At 47.1% G+C, this 20,124-nt stretch carries 18 protein-coding genes; 8 read left to right on the top strand and 10 right to left on the bottom strand.

The features are described from left to right. The first annotated feature begins 1 nt into the window (after position 1). The 3 genes from BP71_RS33380 (at position 2) to BP71_RS33370 (ending at position 5,534) form a co-directional block, all read left to right on the top strand. Entirely contained in the window at positions 2-2,131 is a 2,130-nt protein-coding gene (locus BP71_RS33380; protein ID WP_496385997.1) for a glycoside hydrolase family 44 protein, read from the top strand. 53 nt (positions 2,132-2,184) lie between these two features. Next, positions 2,185-3,081, top strand: coding sequence for a hydroxypyruvate isomerase family protein (locus tag BP71_RS33375; protein ID WP_496385996.1), 897 nt, complete (start codon positions 2,185-2,187; stop codon positions 3,079-3,081). Between the two features lie 134 nt (positions 3,082-3,215). Continuing rightward, entirely contained in the window at positions 3,216-5,534 is a 2,319-nt protein-coding gene (locus tag BP71_RS33370; protein ID WP_496385995.1) for an RICIN domain-containing protein, read from the top strand. A gap of 391 nt (positions 5,535-5,925) precedes the next feature. On the opposite strand, the gene BP71_RS33365 is transcribed toward BP71_RS33370, so the two are convergent. Continuing rightward, positions 5,926-6,894 (bottom strand): GlxA family transcriptional regulator, encoded by a 969-nt coding sequence (locus BP71_RS33365; RefSeq protein ID WP_496385994.1) that lies wholly within the window; start codon positions 6,892-6,894, stop codon positions 5,926-5,928. Between the two features lie 133 nt (positions 6,895-7,027). On the opposite strand from BP71_RS33365, the gene BP71_RS33360 reads away from it, so the two are divergent. Then, positions 7,028-7,582: a dihydrofolate reductase family protein gene (locus BP71_RS33360; RefSeq protein WP_496385993.1), complete on the top strand. Its 555-nt coding sequence runs from the start codon at positions 7,028-7,030 to the stop codon at positions 7,580-7,582. Positions 7,583-7,600: 18 nt separating this feature from the next. On the opposite strand, the gene BP71_RS33355 is transcribed toward BP71_RS33360, so the two are convergent. The 3 genes from BP71_RS33355 to BP71_RS33345 all read right to left on the bottom strand — a co-directional run bounded on the left by BP71_RS33355 (position 7,601) and on the right by BP71_RS33345 (position 10,389). Then, complete coding sequence (locus tag BP71_RS33355) at positions 7,601-8,239, bottom strand: class I SAM-dependent methyltransferase (RefSeq protein WP_496385992.1); 639 nt, start codon at positions 8,237-8,239, stop codon at positions 7,601-7,603. A gap of 219 nt (positions 8,240-8,458) precedes the next feature. Then, positions 8,459-9,562, bottom strand: coding sequence for a redoxin domain-containing protein (locus BP71_RS33350; RefSeq protein WP_496385991.1), 1,104 nt, complete (start codon positions 9,560-9,562; stop codon positions 8,459-8,461). Between the two features lie 68 nt (positions 9,563-9,630). Then, complete coding sequence (locus tag BP71_RS33345) at positions 9,631-10,389, bottom strand: M56 family metallopeptidase (protein WP_496386061.1); 759 nt, start codon at positions 10,387-10,389, stop codon at positions 9,631-9,633. 505 nt (positions 10,390-10,894) lie between these two features. Between BP71_RS33345 and BP71_RS33340 the strand changes: the two genes are divergently transcribed. Next, a complete protein-coding gene (locus BP71_RS33340; protein WP_496385990.1) occupies positions 10,895-11,254 on the top strand; it encodes a SnoaL-like domain-containing protein in 360 nt (119 codons plus the stop codon). Between the two features lie 37 nt (positions 11,255-11,291). On the opposite strand, the gene BP71_RS33335 is transcribed toward BP71_RS33340, so the two are convergent. From BP71_RS33335 to BP71_RS33315, 5 genes are all read right to left on the bottom strand, one after another. Next, the gene (locus BP71_RS33335; RefSeq protein WP_496385989.1) at positions 11,292-12,218 is read right to left on the bottom strand and encodes a helix-turn-helix domain-containing protein; all 927 of its coding nucleotides are present in this window, start codon (positions 12,216-12,218) and stop codon (positions 11,292-11,294) included. A 124-nt stretch (positions 12,219-12,342) separates the two neighbouring features. Next, positions 12,343-13,248 carry an NmrA family NAD(P)-binding protein gene (locus tag BP71_RS33330; protein ID WP_496385988.1) on the bottom strand — a complete coding sequence of 302 codons (906 nt, stop codon included), beginning with the start codon at positions 13,246-13,248 and terminating at the stop codon, positions 12,343-12,345. A gap of 613 nt (positions 13,249-13,861) precedes the next feature. Then, a complete protein-coding gene (locus tag BP71_RS33325) occupies positions 13,862-14,218 on the bottom strand; it encodes a nuclear transport factor 2 family protein (RefSeq protein WP_496385987.1) in 357 nt (118 codons plus the stop codon). An 85-nt stretch (positions 14,219-14,303) separates the two neighbouring features. Further along, a complete protein-coding gene (locus BP71_RS33320; protein WP_496385985.1) occupies positions 14,304-14,999 on the bottom strand; it encodes a cytidylyltransferase domain-containing protein in 696 nt (231 codons plus the stop codon). A 199-nt stretch (positions 15,000-15,198) separates the two neighbouring features. Then, positions 15,199-15,594, bottom strand: a complete 396-nt coding sequence (locus tag BP71_RS33315) for a hypothetical protein (protein WP_496385984.1) — start codon at positions 15,592-15,594, stop codon at positions 15,199-15,201. Between the two features lie 314 nt (positions 15,595-15,908). Here BP71_RS33315 and BP71_RS33310 point away from each other — a divergent pair, with 314 nt between their 5' ends. Both BP71_RS33310 and BP71_RS33305 read left to right on the top strand, forming a co-directional pair. Beyond that, the gene (locus BP71_RS33310; RefSeq protein WP_496385983.1) at positions 15,909-16,589 is read left to right on the top strand and encodes a flavin reductase family protein; all 681 of its coding nucleotides are present in this window, start codon (positions 15,909-15,911) and stop codon (positions 16,587-16,589) included. A 433-nt stretch (positions 16,590-17,022) separates the two neighbouring features. Next, positions 17,023-17,670 carry a dihydrofolate reductase family protein gene (locus tag BP71_RS33305; protein ID WP_496385982.1) on the top strand — a complete coding sequence of 216 codons (648 nt, stop codon included), beginning with the start codon at positions 17,023-17,025 and terminating at the stop codon, positions 17,668-17,670. Positions 17,671-17,700: 30 nt separating this feature from the next. Here BP71_RS33305 and BP71_RS33300 read toward each other — a convergent pair whose 3' ends face one another. Continuing rightward, positions 17,701-18,789: a DUF6624 domain-containing protein gene (locus BP71_RS33300; protein WP_496385981.1), complete on the bottom strand. Its 1,089-nt coding sequence runs from the start codon at positions 18,787-18,789 to the stop codon at positions 17,701-17,703. Between the two features lie 127 nt (positions 18,790-18,916). Between BP71_RS33300 and BP71_RS33295 the strand changes: the two genes are divergently transcribed. Further along, positions 18,917-20,098: a hypothetical protein gene (locus BP71_RS33295; RefSeq protein ID WP_496385980.1), complete on the top strand. Its 1,182-nt coding sequence runs from the start codon at positions 18,917-18,919 to the stop codon at positions 20,096-20,098. Positions 20,099-20,124: the final 26 nt, after the last annotated feature.

The raw sequence follows: 20,124 nt of genomic DNA, 5'->3' as shown, positions 1-20,124 counted from the left end.
AATGAGAAAACCAATACTTTACCTGGCCCAAACGAGCCTGGTGTGGGCATTCATTTGCGCTGTCTCGATCACGGCCTATGCGCAGAATGTCACTATTTCAGTAAATGCAACGCAGAACAAACGCCTGATTTCACCATTCATATACGGGAAAAATGATTTCCTTGACCACCCTATACAATTTTACAAAGATGCGGGGCTGCGTTTCGCGCGGATGAACGGGGGGAATAATGCATCAGCTTATAACTGGCGTCAAAAACTGGCAGTCCATCCCGATTGGTACAACAATGTTTACCCTGCTGATTGGGATGCATTGGCCCAGAAAGTGAATACCAATTTTCCCGGCATGCAGGGGATGTTTGCCTTTCAATTGCTGGGGAGAGTTGCATCCGACGGCAGTAACAACTTCAACGACTGGGCATTCAACCAATCCCAGTACTGGTCGGGCCACGGTCAGAATTTAGCGGGTGGGGGACAGGTTAATACAACCGGCGGGAGCCAGGCCCTGGTTGACGGAAACATGGATTTGTTCAGCAAGCCATGGCCAGCCGATTCTTCGGTAGCAATTCTTGATCACTGGTTTGGTACGAATGGTTTGGGACTTAACAGGGACCAGTTCCGGTATTGGAGTATGGATAACGAGGTAGATATCTGGAATGGGACACATGACTGGGCTATGCCGACATTGTTATCGGCCTCCGCATTTATGGATCGCTTCATTGAATTAGCGAAGAAGGCCAAAGCCATAGATCCTACGATCAAGATCTGCGGACCTGTTACAACCTCTGAATGGCAGTGGTACAAATGGTCCAACGAAAGTATATTTATAGATGGCAGGTACTATCCCTGGATGGAGTATTTTATCAAACGCCTCGGCGATGAATACAAAGCAAGTGGTGTCAAACTCCTTGATGTAATGGACATTCACAATTACCCCTGGTATAATGGTGATGATGCCGCGGCTTTGCAAGGGCACCGGATCTATTACGATGAAACCTATGACTACCCGGGTTCAAACGGCCTTAAATCGAGCACCGGCGGATGGGATAACTCGCTTACCAAACAGTATATTTTCAAACGGATCGACGACTGGTTGACCGAGCATTTCGGGCCAAACCACGGCATAACGCCGGGTGTAAGTGAGTGGGGGACGATGTCGGGCAGCAACCCAAGCCTCGAATCTGTGATCTACGGTTCGCACCTGGGCACATTCGCAAACCATGGTGTCGAGTTGTTTGCTCCGTGGAACTGGTCTATCGGCATGTGGGAAACGCTGCACCTTTTTAGCAGGAATGCAAAGGAATACAGTGTTTTGAGTACTTCTTCCGATGAAAACATGGTGTCCGGCTACTCATCCGTAAACACGAATGCCGACTCATTAACAGTAATGCTGATCAATCGTGACATGAATGCTTCCCGCACGGTAACGATCAATCTGAGCAATTTCAACGTAGCCGACGGCAATTACCGAACGTGGCAGCTGGCTTCTTTGCCGGCGACGGAGACTTTCGTTTCGCATACCCAGAATGCGTCGCAGGAAAGCACGGTAGCGGTAAATTCAAACTCGCTGACCATTACTGTCCCGGCGCTTTCCACAACGGCCATTCTGCTGGCTAACCAAACTACTTTGCCCGTCCATCTGATCAGTTTTTCGGGAAAGGCTTCGTCCGAAGGGAATATATTGAGGTGGAGCACGGCGGAGGAGGTAAATAACGAAGGATTTGAAGTCGAGAGAGGTCAGAATGGTGTGACGTTCGAAAAAATTGGTTCTGTCACAGGCAAGGGCACGATGTCGGCCAGAGTTGATTATCAGTTTATCGACAAAAAGCCGTTGGCAAATGCCTATTACCGCTTGAAACAGCTCGATTTTGATCATAGCTATACGTTTTCGCGTACGATCCATGTTAAAAACGAGTCGGGGATTAAAATGATCGTTTACCCGAATCCGGTCAGGGGAATATTGAAGTTTGATGTTCCGCCAGCCAAAAGACGGTTAGTTGTCCGGAATACAGCGGGAGTTGTTGTAGACGACAAAGCTGACTTTTCGGAGAGCACTTATGATACTTCGCACCTTCCCAAAGGCCTATACCTGATCTCGCTGGGAGTCTACACATTTGATGTCCTTGTAGAGTAAATGAGGCGAACAATCCTGACAAAATTAATTACCACAAACTGCAACCAGTTAGAATGAAAAGTACAACCGACAGACGTACCGCACTGAAAAACATTGTCACCGGAGCGGGAGCTTTGAGCCTGCCGTTATCGATTACCAACGTCATGGCTGCCTCCCAAAAAAGCCTTGGTCCCAAACTCAACGGAAAAATCAATCACTCCGTTTGCCGCTGGTGCTACGGCAAAATCCCTTTGGAGACGCTTGCCGTGGAAGCAAAGAAAATAGGACTTACTTCCATAGAACTTTGCGGAGTGGAAGAGTGGCCGATATTGAAGCAACATGGCCTGACGTGTGCGCTTCCATGGGGAGAAGGCCTTACCAGAAGCCTGGATAGAGGGTTTAATGATCCCAAAAACCATGAGGAGCTGATCAAAGGTTTTACCGATATCATTCCCAAAGTGCATGCGGCCGGTTACAATCAGATCATTTGTTTCTCCGGTAACCGTCGGGGTATGAGCGATGTGGATGGCATGATGAACTGTGCCGTTGCGCTTCGCAAATTGATGCCGCTGGCTGAAAAACACAATGTTTCGCTGGTAATGGAACTGCTGAACAGTAAAGTAGATCATAAGGACTATATGTGCGATCGTACGGAATGGGGCGCCGGGTTATGCGAGATGGTTGGATCAGAGAAATTCAAACTGCTTTATGATATTTACCATATGCAAATCATGGATGGCGACGTAATTGCCACCATCAGGAAATACCATAAATACATCGCGCACTACCACACAGGCGGCGTCCCCGGCCGGCACGAAATTGATGAAACGCAGGAGCTTCACTATCCCGCTATCATGAAGGCCATTGCCGATACAGGTTATAAAGGCTTTGTCGGCCAGGAGTTTATCCCAAGTCGTAATGACGATCTTGCATCTTTGAAACAAGGTGTTACCATCTGCGACATTGCCTGATGGTCCGCTGACCGTCGAAAAGCTCAATTCCATCCGCTGACCTCTCCCTCCGGCCAGCGGATTCCCGGTGAATGCATACCCTCCCCATAATTCAAAAAGGAAAGAGAAAGCAAACCAACTAAAAGGAATTCAAGATGGAAAAACGAGTACTTTACCTGGCCAAAATGTGCCTGGGATGGGCACTGTTATGCTCAGCGATCACAGCCTTCGCGCAGAACGTCACTATTTCAGTGAACGCTACTCAGAACAAACGCCTTATTTCCGCCAACATCTATGGCCGAAATGAAGGCTTTGACAAAGCCGACCAATTTTATAAAGATGCAGGGTTGCGCTTCGCGCGCATGAACGGGGGAAATAACGCGTCTGCTTATAACTGGCGTCAAAAACTTGCGGTTCACCCCGACTGGTTCAACAATGTTTACGGAGCTGACTGGGATGCTAATGCGCAAAGGATCAATAACAACTTTTCCAACCTGCAGGGCATGTTTGCTTTTCAGTTACTGGGCAGGGTCGCATCCAGCGGGCAGAACAATTTCCCCGACTGGGATTACATGCAGGCCCACCCGGGATGGAATGGTTATCACCAGAATTTGGCTGGTGGCGGCACGCCTAATCCGGATGCCTCGGGAGCGGCCCTGGTGGATGGAAACAAAGATCTGTTCAGTAAGCCGTGGCCGGCGGATTCTTCGGTAGCCATTCTTAACTCCTGGTTTGGGGTCAATGGTAAAGGGTTTAACAAAAACAAGTTTGTTTACTGGAGTATGGATAACGAGGTAGATATATGGAGCGGCACGCACGATTGGGCGATGCCGACCCAGCTATCCGCCGCCGCCTTCATCGACCGCTACATTGAACTGGCGAAAAAAGCGAAAGCACTGTATCCCGGCATCAAACTCTGCGGCCCGGTGAATACCTCGGAATGGCATTGGTACAAATGGTCTAATGAAAGTATATACATCAACGGTAGATATTATCCCTGGCTCGAATACTTCATCAAACGGCTCGGCGACGAGTATAAGGCAACAGGCATTAAGCTCGTGGATGTGCTTGATATTCACAACTACCCTTATTATAACAATGACACCGAGGCGTTACAGGGGCACAGGATTTATTATGATGAAACTTACGACTACCCGGGTTCAAACGGCATCCGGACAAGCACCGGCGGCTGGGATACTTCGCTCACGAAACAATACATTTTCAAACGGATCGACAGCTGGCTGACCGAGCATTTCGGAGCAAATCATGGCATTACCCCGGGTGTGAGTGAATGGGGCACGATGTCGAGCAGCAACCCAAGCCTTGAATCGGTCATATATGCCTCTCACCTTGGCACGTTTGCCAATAATGGCGTTGAGCTTTTCTCACCATGGAACTGGTCCATCGGCATGTGGGAAACATTACACCTTTTTAGCAGAAATGCCAAAAAATACAGCGTATCCAGCACTTCTTCCGTTGAAAACACGGTTTCTGCTTACTCGTCGGTGAACGAAAATGCCGACTCGCTGACTGTGATACTCGTCAACCGCGACATGAGCGCTTCCCGCACGGTTACGATCAATCTCAGCAACTTCAATGTGGCCAATGGCACGTACCAGACCTTGCGGTTAGCCTCTTTACCGGCCACGGAGACTTTTGTATCGCATACACAAAATGCATTGCAGCAAAACTCGGTGTCGGTCAATTCCAATTCGCTTACTATTACGGTGCCGGCACTTTCCACGACGGCCATTCTGCTGAAAGCACCTTCCGTTACCTATGTTAATTTCAATAACCGGGCTACCGGTTTGCTGATGGACGGGATGTACAGATACTCGGATGGTTCGCTCGCGGGGCAGTGGCATTCCAGCGGTAGCACAGCGCAGCAATGGACTATTGAGACAACCGGAAGTTATGTGAAGATCAAAAACCGTGCTTCGGGCCTTTATCTCGACGGCAATGGTAACACTACCAATGGGGCAGGTGCAGTTCAAAAAGCGGCCGGTAGTAGTTTCAATCAGCAGTGGCAGCAAGAAGTGGCAGGGAGCTATGTAAAGTTTAAAAACCGTGCTACCGGGCTGTATTTGGATGGTCTGGGTCAAAGCCAGGATGGTTCGGATTTAGGCCAATGGCAAACCAGCGGCAGTTCCAACCAGCAATGGTCGGTCACCACACTGGGAGGTTCGCCGAACGGGAGGCAAAGCGCTTTATTGATTGATGAGCATGAACCCGATCAGACCGGCATTAAAGCTTATCCCAACCCGTTTGTCTCTCATTTCCAACTTGAACTGCCGGATTCCGGCGAGCCATTTGAAGTAGCGTTTTTCGATATGACCGGCAGGGCCGTCGAAAAGACGACGCATTCCGACGGCTCCAATGCACTAACATTGGGATTCACCCTTCGGCCCGGTTTGTATGTAGTCAAGGTAAATGGTGTGACCTGGTCAAAATCCTTCAGAGTACTTAAAAAATAAAGTATGGTTCCATGACCCTTTGTAAGCGGGTCATGGAACTGAATACAACCAGCGGGTTGCATTGATAAAAAAACATTGGTGTTATCAAATTGATTATTCTTGACAGCGTTGCGGTCTGTCGGGCAGCCAATTCTATAAAAAACCGGAGGCTGGGGATTTTTTCCGGCGCCGGTTTTTAATATTTCAACCGTACAGGCGTTCAAATTCAATTTTTCAGGATAGCAAGAATACCGTCCAAATCGCCAACAAATGCCTCACATCGATCCTTGTCCATGTGTTCACTTTTCACCGACTCCTGTCTTGCCGCGATGCCTGACAAGCCAGTGCGTTTTCTTTCTTACGACCCAAAAAGTTGTTGCCGGCTATCAAATTTGCTTTTGAGTTGATGTTGTTACACCCTCGCGTATTTTCGTTTGTATTCCATCGGTGATAGACCGGTTATGCGTTTAAAGATCTTTCGGAACGCTTTCAGGTCGCTGTAACCGGTGTCTTCCATAATAAAGGGAAGGTCCTTATGGTTCATTTCAATGGCTTTTTTTGCCGATTCTATCCTTACCCTTTGCAGGTATTCAAAGGGCGTATTATTCGTAGCGGCCTTAAAACGACGGATAAAGTTGCGCTTACCCATATTGGCCAGGCTGGATACTTCGTCCATCCCGATATCGTTCTGGTAGTTTTGTTCAATGTATTGCTGCGCCCTCAGAATGCCTTTATCGCCATGCTGGTGTTGCCCGGTGAATACCTTAAAATGCGCCTGGCTTGTTCTGTCCATCTCAATGGCAAACATCTTGCTGACCCATAAAGCGGCTTCGCGACCGCAAAATTTCTCGATCAGGTACAGAATCAATTTAAGTGATGAAAATGCCCCGCCGCTGGTATAAACCCCATCCTGGTCTGTGGTTACCAAATCGCTTTTCATGCGGATTTTGGGGTAGTGTTTCTGCATGTCGGCCGCTACCGCCCAGTGCGAGGTAACTTCCTTGCCATCGAGCAAGGCGGCTTCGGCTAAAAAGTAGCTGCCAACACACAGGCTGGCTATTTCGGTGCCGGCGGTGTACATTTTCCTGATCCATTCCACGGCCGCTTTGTTTCGGTCCAGCACGCCGTCGCTATCTACGCTGAATGACGGAATAATGATCAGATCGGCCTGCTGTACATCCTCATAATTTAGCTGCCGGATATCGGCATTGTTAAAATGGAAGGGGATCTCGTGGCCCTGCTCTGTAACCAGGCTAAGCCCGAATACAGCGTTTTTCCCGGCGCGCGCCATATAACGGTTGGCCCCACTCAGTAAATCTACTACACCCGTAACCGAAGACGGGACAACTTCATCAAAAATATACAGGCAAACATTGAGCATGATTGAATGGTCGTTGCAATTACACAAACTTAAATATATTATCTGTCAGTTTTGCACCTCCAAGTTGTCGTTTATGCCACCTGAATTACATGGAAAATCTACGGAGATTTGTAAGTCAATAAACCAGCAGATCATGAGCAAAATAAATGTATTTAATTTCATTAGCCTGGATGGCTATTATAAAGATCCTGACAATAGTATTAACTGGCACCAGCACGGCCAGGAAGAAGGGGAGTTCAGCGCCAAAAATCTGGAACATGACAGCATGCTGCTATTCGGCCGGGTAACTTATGAAATGATGGCATCGTGGTGGCCATCGCAAGATGCAATTAACATGATGCCCGAAGTAGCCAACGGCATGAACCAGGCCGAAAAGATGGTGTGTACTAACACCCTGAAAACCGCCGATTGGCAAAACACACGGATTATCAGCGGCGATATATTGACCCAAATAGCAGCGCTAAAGAAAACGTCGTCCAAAGACATTACCATTCTGGGTAGCGGCAACCTCACGACCCAACTGGCCGAAGCGGGTTTGATCGACACCTATCAAATCATGATAGACCCTGTCGCCATTGGCGGAGGTACGTCTATTTTTAAAGGAATGCAACGGCAATTGAATCTGAAATTAACGGATACGCGCAGTTTTAAAAGTGGTACCGTATTGCTGAGTTATGAGGCGGTATAAATTTACCAATCGTCCTCCTTACTTCTTCTCAGCCCAGATATAGGCCCGCCTCGTCTGGTATTCCATGTTTTCATGCGGACGTCTCTCTATGGCGTCCGCGATGTTAAAGCCGGCTCCATCCAGTAACGATACGATATGGTCTGTTTTATAGAAATACAAATCAATATCTATTTCTTTTTCATGCGCTTTGTCAAAATGGACGATCTCGTCTCCTACATGAAACGAAAATAGAAAATCCCCGCCGGGTTTCAGTACCCTGTTTATTTCTCCGAAGCACTTTCTCACCTGGTCGGTGTCAAAATGTACTATTGAATAGAATGCCAGTACACTTCCAAAATATTCCGACGGATAACCAATGTTCAGCAAATCTCCGGTCTCAAATTTAATTTCAGGAGAAAGTCGCCGTGCAGTGCTGACCATCGCTGGTGACAGATCAATGCCAACGATGTCTTTCAGGCCATTGTCATATAAAAATTTCGTTGTTTGTCCGGGACCACAGCCAAAATCGGCGCATAGCCCTTTGTCTTTATTGACAGATGCAAATTCCGTCAACAACAACCGGTCAATATGTTTTTTAGAGAGTTCGTCCCAACGTTCAATCGCATAGTCGTCGGCTACCTTATTGTAACAATTTAGTACTTTCTCTTGTGTGTTCATTTTATTTTACGTTTCAGATCCTTTTGCAATAAGGCAAATAAATCACTTTAATCCTTCGCTGGTTGAGACCATCTATGGCAAAATGGATCCGCCTTTCTATCTTTCCTTTTTAATCCAGATATATCCTGCTTTTTGTAAAGGCGCGATGAATCTGTGTTTTTTAAGGTGCTCTGCTGCCTAGGTAAGACTGCGAACTGATATATTGAAGTCGTAAAAACATCACTTTAGGATAGTCCGAAGTGTGTCGTGAAGTTTCATCCCTTTGAGGTTCAACGCAACTATTTTCCCCTCCGGGTCCAGTAAAAGGTTAAATGGGATGGTGTTTATGGAGTAGGCTAGGGCAACCTGGTTCTTCCAGTATTTCAGATCACTTACATGATACCATTGCAGATGATCATCCTTGATGGCTTTCAACCATCTGGCGCGGTTTGAGTCGAGCGAAACGGATAGAATCTGAAACTTTTTTTCTTTAAATGTCTCGTGAGCATTTACCAGATTGGGGTTTTCTTGCCTGCATGGCCCGCACCAGCTTGCCCAAAAATCAACCAGTACATATTGCCCCCTGAAGTCTGATAACTTCAATCGGTACCCCGATGTGTCAGGCTGGGAGAAATCAGGAGCGGGTTTGCCAATGATCAACTTTTTGGCCAATTCATACTGCTTCCGGAAATACCTAACCTGTTTGTAGTGAGCTACGGTTGATTTCTCATATATACGAAGCAAGGAGTCCGCACTATCCAGGTCTTTATCAAGGTGTGAACTGATGTAACCGTTCAATTGGCCGATACTAGCCACGGCGAGTGGGTATTGTGACATTAACCGTCGGATGGCAATCTTTTCCATGTCATATAGCCTGGCCTCGTTGTATTCTGCTTTTCGGACGGCTGCTGTGTCATTTCGGCTTTTTGCCTCATTCAGCTCGGCGGCGATGGATCCGTAATCCGAGGCAAAATAGACCTGGTCGAATTTTTGACGGATGTTTTCTTCTTGAGACCCGGTCACCCTCGCAAGCCAGAGAGAATCGGCGTCTCCAACAATGCGCATTGGCACGTTTTCGACCAGAAAGCCAATACTTTTTTTAGTAGAGCCGACTTCTAATGTGAAGTATGAAGGCGCTTCCACGGCTCCTTTCAAAATGAATTTGCCATCCCCGTCAGCTCTTACTGAATCCCGCTTAGGATTTTCAGAGAAAAGGGATTCTTCGGTGAAATAGAGTATTTCTGATCCGGCATTTTTCAATTGACCGGCGATTTCAAATGATGCTGGTTTACTCTTGCTTTTTTGGGCTGACGCGGTAGCCACAGATATCGTAATAAATGCCAAGAACAATCCTGATTTCATACTGGTTTGCTGTAACGATTGGGGATAAACGCCTGGTTATAAGTGGTATCTTATTGCCTGTCAGGTTCTTGTGGTAAATTTCGGAAAACGGGGCCTTCCATTTGCTTGCTAAATACGCCTTGTATTACTGCTCGTTCCAGGTTGCCTTCTCCATTTTGGAACTGAGGGAAATCCTCTCTTAGTTGTATACTTCCCGCTTTTGCCTGCAGTTTAAGAAATGCAGGATCAACCATCTGTCTGTAAAATGAATGATGGCCCGCTATATGCCCCTGAAAGCCATTAGCCAGACACAGGCAGATGATGATCGACACGGACACCAGCCCATACCAGGCTACGCTTATCGGGCGCGATGCAGTTCGGTTCATTTCAACGATCCGTCTTTTCAGATCCGCATTTGTGTAAAAGTTTTTGAGCTCAACGGATGGCTTCATCAGGCTGGACCCAAGAAGGCTATATTGATATCCCTTTCGGTCGATACCCAGCAGGAGCACTTCCCGGTCGGCGATATACTCCAGGTTTTGTTGAATTGTTCTGCCAATAATTGGCATTGCCGGATTAAACCAGCATAATATCGAGGTCAGTCTGGTCAATAATACATCGACAGTATGCCACTGCCGGACGTGTATATTTTCATGTTGCAGAATCATTATAAGATCCGTTTTCGTATACATCCCTGGATTCAGGTAGATGTATCGCCAAAAGCTAAAGGGAGACGCGTCTTGTTGAAGTTGTTTAACTTGAAATCCATGAATTTTCAGGTTTCGGGCGCCTCGGTGCAACTTTACAATTGAAAAGAACTGAACCGACATGCGTAATAACAGGGCGAGGACCCCTAACGTATATGTATAAGTACAAAACCGCCAGTCTTCAAAACGGTTGATCTTCCCATAAGCTGCAATGAAGGGAGCATAATCTGCTGATCGGGCCAGTACGATATCGACAGGGCTAAATTGCCTCAACAAAGGATTGATGTCCAGGAATGGGGTCGTGACTGAGAATGCCAGCCCGGCAAGTAGATAGGCTCTGTTGAGCTGGTAATGGGTAAACCTTCTTAAAACGGTTTGATAAGGCAAATACCAGACCAGCAATGCAACATTCCCAATTAGCAGTTTTAAGAAAAATGACGACATAGTAGTCTGCGTTCCTATTTTCAATCAGGTAACTATTCTTATAATTACGAAATATTCGTAATGTTACGAATGTTTCGTAATTACTCCAATAATGCCAGAAAGTTTTAGATATAAACGCTGTTAAGTAATTTATAAGGAAAGTGCTGCTAATTTGTAGTTTTTAAAAGACACAAAATGCATAGTCATGACAGTAGAACAAATTGCAAACCGTCTGGCAAATTATTGCCGCAATGAACAATTTAGCCTGGCGCAAGAGGAACTCTATGCCGATGATGCCGTCAGCATAGAGCCTTTCGAAGTTCCGGGTTTCGAGAAAGAAACCAGGGGCTTGAGCGCGCTCATGGAGAAGGATAAAAAATTTAGTTCGATGGTGGAATCCCGACACGGTACCACCGTCTCCGAGCCATTAATCGCCGGGAATGCATTTTCCTTCGTGCTGACGATGGACATCAAAATAAAAGGCAGGGAGCGTGAACCGCTGACGGAACTGTGTGTGTATACCGTCAAAGACGGTAAAATTACTTCCGAGCAGTTCTTTATGTAAGGCCTGATTTATAGTTTATTCATTGACTGACAGGGTATTAATTGGAATGGAAGGATTGCCGGAATTCCACAGGAGAAAGATTGGTTTTTAGCCTGAACAGCTTGCTGAAAGACTGCGGATGCTCAAAACCCAGCTCATAGGCTATTTCTGCCACAGAGAGGTCCGTCGTCGATAACTTCTCCTTGGCTTTTTCGATCAGTTTTTCATGGATATGTTGCTGCGCTGTTAGTCCGGTCAGCACTTTCAGCAAGCTACTGAGGTATTTGGGCGAAACGTTTAATGCAAGGGCGACATCTTGCACAGTAGGTAATCCTTTAATCAGAATATCTCCGCCATTAAACCAGTTTTTGAGCAGCGCTTCCAGGCGGTCCAGGACCTTATGATTCGTAATTTTGCGGGTAAGGAATTGGCGATGATAAAACCGCTCGGAATAGTTCAGCAAGGCTTCGAGGTGGGATACAATAATATTCTGGCTGAACTGGTCAATATTGGAGTGATATTCCTGCCTGATGTTGCCTACAATCCCGTGCACTGTTTTTTCTTCTTTGTCGGACAGAAACAGCGCTTCGCTAACGGTGTAACCAAAATATTCGTATTGCCTGATACGGTTGGCCAAAGCGGTATTCCACAGGAAATCAGCATGAACCAGTAGCAGCCAACCGGAACGTTCGACGCTTTGTTCAGGCTCGGCTTCAATGCGGAAAACCTGGCCGGGGGCAATAAAGAACATGACGCCGTCATCAAAATCGTATTCCTGCTGACCATATTTCAGCTTGGCGTTCAGACCTCGTTTAACGGAAATCATATAGAAATCAAGCACCCAGTTGATTTCGCTCATATCCGGCGACCGCTTAATATCGACGTAATCGATGATGCTGATGAGCGGATGCTCCGGCCCCGGCAAGCCCCTGAGCTGATGGAATTCGCTGATCGTTCCCACTCTTTTTGTTTTGACACCTGTCATAGCTGCGGCATTATATCGGTCGTAAATTACAACATAAGTGAAATTATGCAGGTTACACCCGGCTCAAAGAGGTTCCCGTACGGGGCACTTCCTGCCTCGATACAACCTGCGTAATTTCCCCGGATCATTCGGCTTTAAAGGCTGATGCAAAATCACCGGCGAAATCAGCCAGTTTCACCTTGCCGGGAACCGGTTTATGGCGGTAATAGTCCTCGTACAACAGGCCATTGCCCTGGCTAACCTGCAATTCCACAAAGCCTTTGGCAACCTGTGGGTTAAAGCCGGCCGCCAACCAATCATAAAGCAGTTGCTCGTTGGAAATTACCTTCCATGGCAGGTCCGGTTTGCCAATCGCTGCACCCAGTACCCGGGCGATTTCATTGGGCGATACCTCGTCGCTCGCGACATACCTGACGGTCCTTCCCGAAAAAGGATGTTCCATCTCACAGGCAATTACCTCCGCAATATCCAGCGGCGACACCCAGGGTTCTTTTTGATCTCCCCCGTAGTTAGAGATAATGGCGCCTTTATTTTTGATAGTGCTGATAAAAGAAAACATATTGAGATAGAACCCCACGGGCCGTATGAACTTAATGGCAATCTCCCCGGGCAATTGCCTTAATGTCTGTTCCACATTATAGTGAAAACGGAGGATACCATTTCCCTGATCCATATGCGCCCCGACACTGCTCAGGTGTACGACCCGCTTCACTCCCGAAGTTTCGACAGCTTGTTTGTAATGCGCTCCGATCCTGCTGATGGTACCGATAAAATCGACTGAGGGGTCAAAGATATCGCCCGCCGACTCCATGGTTTCCATCAGGTATACAATGTCGGCGTTCCGAAAGGTCCGCGTTAAAAAATCAGTGTCAAACATACTGCCGATTGCCGGCCTGGCCCCCAATGCCCGTATAGCTTCCTGCCTTTCAGGCTTGCTGCTGATTACTGTTACAGAATGGTTGTTTTCAACCAAATGACGTGTGAGCGGCTTCCCGATATTTCCCAGGGAGCCCGTTAATACGATATGCATGATTTTTGTTATTTGTTGATACAAAAGTCCGCAATCGGGAATAAGCGGAAGTAGCCAAAAGGCGCAACATTGAAGCCAAAAATCAATCACCTGAGGCGAATGCTTAATCCAATCAGGCAAATACTTTTTCCATTACCAGCAGCAACCAATCAGAACTGGAGTCGTGCAATGGTAATTTGACAGTTTTTCGACTGGCTGATGTATGCATTGGGGGGCGGTTATTCACCGCCGGAAGCCAAAGCTTGAACACCGACACCTAAAAGGAATGAACGCCCTGATCAAAAAGTTTAAGGAATATGGCCATATGGACGGTGACGTCGAAAAGCGCCTTGCCGGGAGAGTAAAATGCCTTGCAAATCGGAAAGGCGATTTACTGGTCAAAAAGGGACAAGTTGTTTCCGGCCTGTTTGTAATTGAAAGCGGTTTTGTCCGAACTTACTATACTAAAGGCGAACGGGAGACAACTTCCTGGTTCGGGTTTGAAAATATTGTATCAGCATATAGGCTCACTGCCGACAGAAACTGCGGCACAACTCTCTGCTTAAAGCCCAGCCGGATGTCCAACAGCGGATTTCTCTTGGGGATATCAATGGGGAATAGGAACCGCGTGAATTCACTTTGGAGCGGTTTCGATGACGAAAGCCTTTAATTCGGCCATTTTGCCGTCCTGGAATCGCCAGACATCGCAGTAGGAGTAATCGACCAGTCTCCCGTCTTCGTTCTTCATGCTGATTTTGCCGAGTGCTGTAACAAACTCGCCTTCGGCGATTAAGTTTTCGACCCTGAACTTTGGAGGCTCCGCATAAGCCTTAACCATATACTGCCGGACGGCTTCCTTCCCCCGTAAGGTCTTGTCGCCTACAAATGTCCATTCCGTATCGTCCGTGCAAAAAGATAAAAACCCCTCGTTGTCGCCGCGGGTGATGGCGGCATTTGCTTTTTCCAGTATTGTTTTATGATTCGGATTCATGTGGTGTCTCTAAGTTCATGTTCAAAATGGAACCTCGGCCGGTAGATCTTCTTGCACAGGTTACGCCGACAGTCCGGTTAATGGCCTATCTCCTGAAAACACGGGGAAAGCGATGACGGTTCTCGTCGATAAAAATGCCGAGCCGGTAATTCTCCTCCGAATCGATCGCCAGGTTCTCGATATCGTCGATACCGCAGGCAAAAGGCTTTTTCCCTACCTTACGGTTGCCGTTGGCAAGGAATGTGGTGCGACTAAACACATGCAATATGCCGTCTTCCACGAAGGTGTTGGGGCGATCTTCCCGTATGAAATCCGTATCACTGTCGTAGTATCTGCGGTTCAGGGTCCTGATGGTGAAGACGGAATCGTAGCTGCGGTCCTCAGGATTCACAACATACTTGTCGTAGGTCTCGATCACGTCGTCGATTGTCTGCTGTTTAAGGAATGGGAAAATTGGTCCGAGTTGGAGGAAATGCTCTCCCTCCGCATGTGCGAGTACTGCGGCGGTTGCCCTGTCCGAGGTGAGTTCCAATTCGATCTCCTGCGGCTCTGCCCGGTAGACGTCGATTACTTTTACTTTGCCGGAGTGGGCGTAGCTATTTTTAATTGTGCCGGAATCGGTGTTGACAATAATTTTGCCGACCTGTGGGATCGCTTCGAGCTTATCAATCATGGCGCTATAGAGCGGACTGCCGGAAATGCGTTCGAAATGCCTGTTGGGAAAAAAGTAACCCGCCTCCTGAGGAATTGAAATGAGTGCCGTCAATAGAAAATTGCTCATCGTCTAAATACTTGTTAGTTTGTGAGCTAATGTACAAATCGCACAGCACTATTGCCGGCAAGTTCGGGAAAAGTCCGGAGTGGTCGGAACTGAAAAGGTTTTAATACGGCACTTTATCGAGAACCTGTAAAATAATCTGTTGCATACCACTTGCACACATTCTCTTTTGCGAGTTACCGGTAAAGCGGGCTTTACTCGGCTACGGGCAGGCAGTACTGCTGACACCGTCGTAAACCACCATTTTTGTCTGCATCAAATTCAACTGACAGTATAGCGGTTGATTTTTGCGTTCGGCTTCGGGATCGTAATGAAATTGCAATTGAAATATCGTATCTCTTTTGCACAAATGTTCAGGAAGATTGATGACGGCTGCCATATAGACAATACCGCCATGGTTATTGGTATCCAATTGAGTTGCGTAATTACTAGGCTTCATAAAGCGGACAAGCTGTGTTGGCGCCTTCGTGGGGCAATAGGCTCCGACATATCTGGCAGGTACGCATTGAACTGCGGACACTGGCTCAGCTGCGTCTTTATCGCAACCCAGCAGCAGCATCCAGAGGAATGACAGCCGCGATAATTTAAGTACTTTCATATTTCGCATCGTTATTGTGAGACCAAATCTTATCAGTTGCCCTTTCTTGCAGCAGTCAACTACGCTGATACGTCATTAATACTAATCTTTTCAGGTTCATCGGGTAAATATCACCTGAAAAAATAATTGTTAAACAGTCTTCGGCGAGCTTCTTCGGCAATTGGAAAGACACGACGCAGTCGGGATGGTTGTACACGGGTTACAAGTTTTTACAGGTGGTGTACCCAGTGAGGCTGGTGTATCATACGGAGTGTGATCAGCAAGAAACGGGTTTTGCCTGACGGCAGGGGTCACCAAATTTGATGCAAAAGAAAATGAATTTTATGCATCACATCAGCAATCCCTCTATTTTATATTTCGGCACCCCGGTTGTGCTGGTCGGTACGGTTAATGAAGATCATAGCTATAACCTGGCACCCATTTCTTCTGTGTTCTGGCTGGGATACCGGTGCATGATCGGTATTGCCGCCCATTCGAAAACAACGGAGAATATCCTCAGGACCGGGGAATGCGTCCTCAACTTACCTTCGGCAGATCAGGCGTCGGCAGTGAACCGTCTGGCGCTGACCACCGGGTCAAATCCGGTGCCGGAAGGAAAAAAGCTAAAGGGATATAGGCATGAAGCCGATAAATTCAAACGCGCGGGCCTTACACCGTTAGCCGGCGACCTGGTTAAGGCCCCCAGGGTTCGTCAATGTGAGGTTCAGCTGGAAGCCTCATTTGTAGCCATTCACCCGCTTGCAGCAGAAACCGGCATCGCAAACATCAGAAGTGTCAGTATTGAACTGCGGATATTGAGGGTACACCTCGATGAATCGATTCTGGCGGCCGGGACCAGTGACCATGTCGACCCCGACAAATGGCGGCCTTTGATTATGAGCTTTCAACAATTCTACGGGTTGGGGGAGAGGCTGCATCCGTCCACACTGGCAACCGTTGGTGAACATTTATACAGGACCCGGGATACCGAGCTCGCTGCGACCGGCGGTAATTAAGTTGTTTTGGTAATAACAGCTATATAATTATAGCAAATCTTACCTGAAGAAGTTCTCGACAATGGTTGAGTCCTTGAGATCAAAATGTTCGTCGTGAACCGAGTTGCGGGCAACCTGGATAAGGATATTTTCACTTTCTCGTTGAAATTGGACAGCCGGCGCATAGTAGCAAAGTGTATTTTGAGAACGATAAGATTACAAAGATACTTTCCGATTCTTTGCCCTGCTAGGTGTTTCGTGCCCGAATACATAAGCTTACTCGATTTTGAACGTCTTCTGCCTGGATTTTTTGGGTTCGATGGCGAGGCGAAGGCGATTGTGACTGATTCGCGCGGTTACGAAGCCGTGATTGAAGTAGTAGGAGCCATTCGGAGGCTTTTCGCCATATGATTGGTCGAGTAAGCTTGAATATTAAACCTAAAAATGGGTCGCAATGAGCAAAGTCAAAGTAGCAGCTTTTTCAGTTTCAATGGATGGTTACGGAGCCGGGCCTGATCAAAGCAAAGAAAACCCTTTAGGCGGGAGAGGCGAGGAACTTCACGAGTGGTTGTTCCCTACCAGGATGTTTCAGAAGATGTATGGCAAAGAAGAAGGGGCGGAAGGAACGGATAACGACTTTGCAGAAAAATCATTTGAAAACCTGGGTGCCTGGATCATGGGGCGCAATATGTTCGGGCCTGTTCGCGGACCATGGCCAAACGAGGAATGGAAAGGTTGGTGGGGAAACAACCCGCCGTATCATGTTCCCGTATTCGTTTTAACAAATTATGCCAGGGAATCCCTGAGCATGGAGGGAGGGACGGTGTTTCATTTCATAACGGACGGCATCGAATCTGCTCTGGAAAAGGCCAGGAATGCGGCTAACGGGAAAGACATACGCATCGGCGGAGGCGTGTCAACGATTCGTCAATTTTTGCAAGCGGGGTATTTAGATGAAATGCATATTGCTTTCGCCCCGGTATTTCTGGGCTCCGGTGAACACTTATTTGCGGGAATTGACTTGCCTGGGCTGGGATTCACCGATATGCAAACCATATACGGGAAAGGTGCAACCCATGTGATTCTTAAGAAAAGCAAGTGAGCTTCGTCAGGAAGAAATAATGTCGATCATTTACTTTTTGAAGCAGTCGTACTTTCTTAGAGACTTTCTACCCAGGAATTTGTGGAGATGCTTTCGATGATTATCCTGATCCCAACTGATTTTCCAGATGGCCGCATATTCCCGCAAAGTCCCTAAGCCCATTTCCTTTCTTCTTTCATCAACGTGATCGGGGTCCGACAATGGCAATACGTAGTAGCTGTTTGTTTTTTCGTGAAACCCGATTTGACTACCATAAATTTGGCAGCCACCCTTGCCTAATGCCACACGGTCTTCGAGCAGTGCCAGCGAGCTGTTTTCCGCAGCGTTACGCTTTACCGCGTCTCGCATTATCGGCAGGTATTTTTGTTGGGTGGCCAGGTCAGCATGTTGCAGGACAAGGAATATCGTTTTTCCATGCTGTGCGATTACTTCTGGTCCTGGCCAACCGAAATGGTCGAGTATTCCAGTGATTATCGGAAGATTGATACTATCCTTTTCGAGAATAAGCTTGTTCATGTTGTCAACCTGGGGCGATTTCATTCCATACCTGTTTATTGTATCGTAGACCGTTAACCGGTATTTCTGGTCGTTGATGAAGACTGTATCTAAGATCGCAATCAGGTGTCGATTGTACTTTGCCTCCTTAATGTCCTTATTGTTTTTGATCAACCCGATCGCCTTTTCCCACCTGGGGTCGCGCCTTAAATTCCGGAAGGTCGAATCCGATTGAACCCTCTCCAGTTCATCATAATTTGCCCGGTCAATTATTCTAAACAGATGATAGAATGCACTATCCAATTCTCCCACCATAGACCAGGCTGACGCGGCTGTATAACGGTCAGGAAGGTACGCCTTATCTCCATTTTTAATAAATGCCCTATCGTAAGTTTCCGCTGCAATTTTATACTGCCTCTCATGGAAAAGCGAATCCGCCCTGTTGACCTCGCGGGTATAATTCTCACCAAAATTCTGACCTAAACACGGAAAGAATACTGTTGCAAATAATAAAAGCAGCAATAGGCTAGCTTTTGTCACAAGGTTTTCTGAAATCATGAAAATAATAAAGTTGTCGCGAGTAGCAAGATCAGATCGGTTTGCTACATTTTTATTTCTTGCCATCCTTAAACGGGCTTTCGATGCCGTAGTTTGTTAAAAGCAGCGAAGAATATCCAGGCCGTGTCATCCTCGTCGACGTTGAGCTGTATTGTGCATTGATTCCGAAAGATAAAAATGATTAAATACTAATATGAAATATTTAGGTGTTTGTTTAGCCGTTCTGCTGATTTCCTTCAACGTTGCCGCTCAAATAGAGAAAGGTAAAAATATCGTATCGGGAAATTTTAATCTGGATTACTGGCACTTTTCACAGCCTGGAATAAAAACATCCACCTGGAATCCGGGTTTAGGTTTGGAAATACACCATTTCATAAGGTCTGGTTTAACACTCGGACTAGAGCTGAATGGCAGTTATTTCTCACAAGCAATGAAGTTTACTGAAAACGGCGCTTCAAGACCTAGCCGGGGATATGGGTTGTCGGTTGTGCCGCAAGTCCGTAAGTACTGGAAAGTGTTGCCATTTTTCGTTTATGCCGGAGCAGGATTGAGTCTCGCGGCTAATTCATCATTAACCTACTTCAGGGATGAAGATGTGAGGTACTCGGAGTCCAGATACAAGACGTTCAACCTCATACCACAAGCCCGCCTTGGTCTTATTTACCCACTCACCAAACGTTTGTCAATTGAGGCGGCGGGTATTTCGGACATATACCCTGCTTCATTCAACCGGCTGCAATTGGGACTTGTTTTGTTAGCGAGTGAAGGTCATTCTTCTGTTTCGGAAGCAGTTAAGGCCGTTTCGGCACTGACAGCGGGGAGATGGGTGATTTCTGGTACTTTCAATTCAAGTCTGGCAAAAGGCTCCAATTATGATGAAGAAACGAATGAATCCTACCGTAACCCGGCAACCTTGGTTCAGGTAGGCACGGGTATTTTTATGCCAAACCGGGTACTTATCGGTGCCGATATCACACTTGGCTTTCGTGGAAGCGCGATAAATGACCGGAACTCCGCGGGTTGGATGGGAACCGGCTCAAGCAAACCATGGTCTATCGGTATCCGACCCTATCTCAGAAAATATATGACTGCGATGCATTTGACTCCATATTGGGAAGTTAGCGCGAACTACAGCCGAATTATGGCTGGCGTTGACCCCACGCATACCTATTCAGCGGGTGGTCAAGTGGGCTTGGCTTATGTTTTGGGTAAACACTGGATTCTTCATGCGAAACTGGCAGGGCTGACAGTTGGTTACAGTAAGCTACCCGACAATGAATCAGAAGTTGCGACTTTGCTGGGAGGTGAAAAAATTTCGGCGGCTATTGATGCCGGTCTGAGACCAGCCTTGACGATTGCATATTCATTCAAGTGAGCACGCTTCTCGTTGCGACAACCGAA

Source organism: Dyadobacter ginsengisoli DSM 21015 (assembly GCF_059568735.1).
Note: the sequence above shows the minus strand (reverse complement) of the source record. Positions and strands in the feature narration are given on the sequence as shown.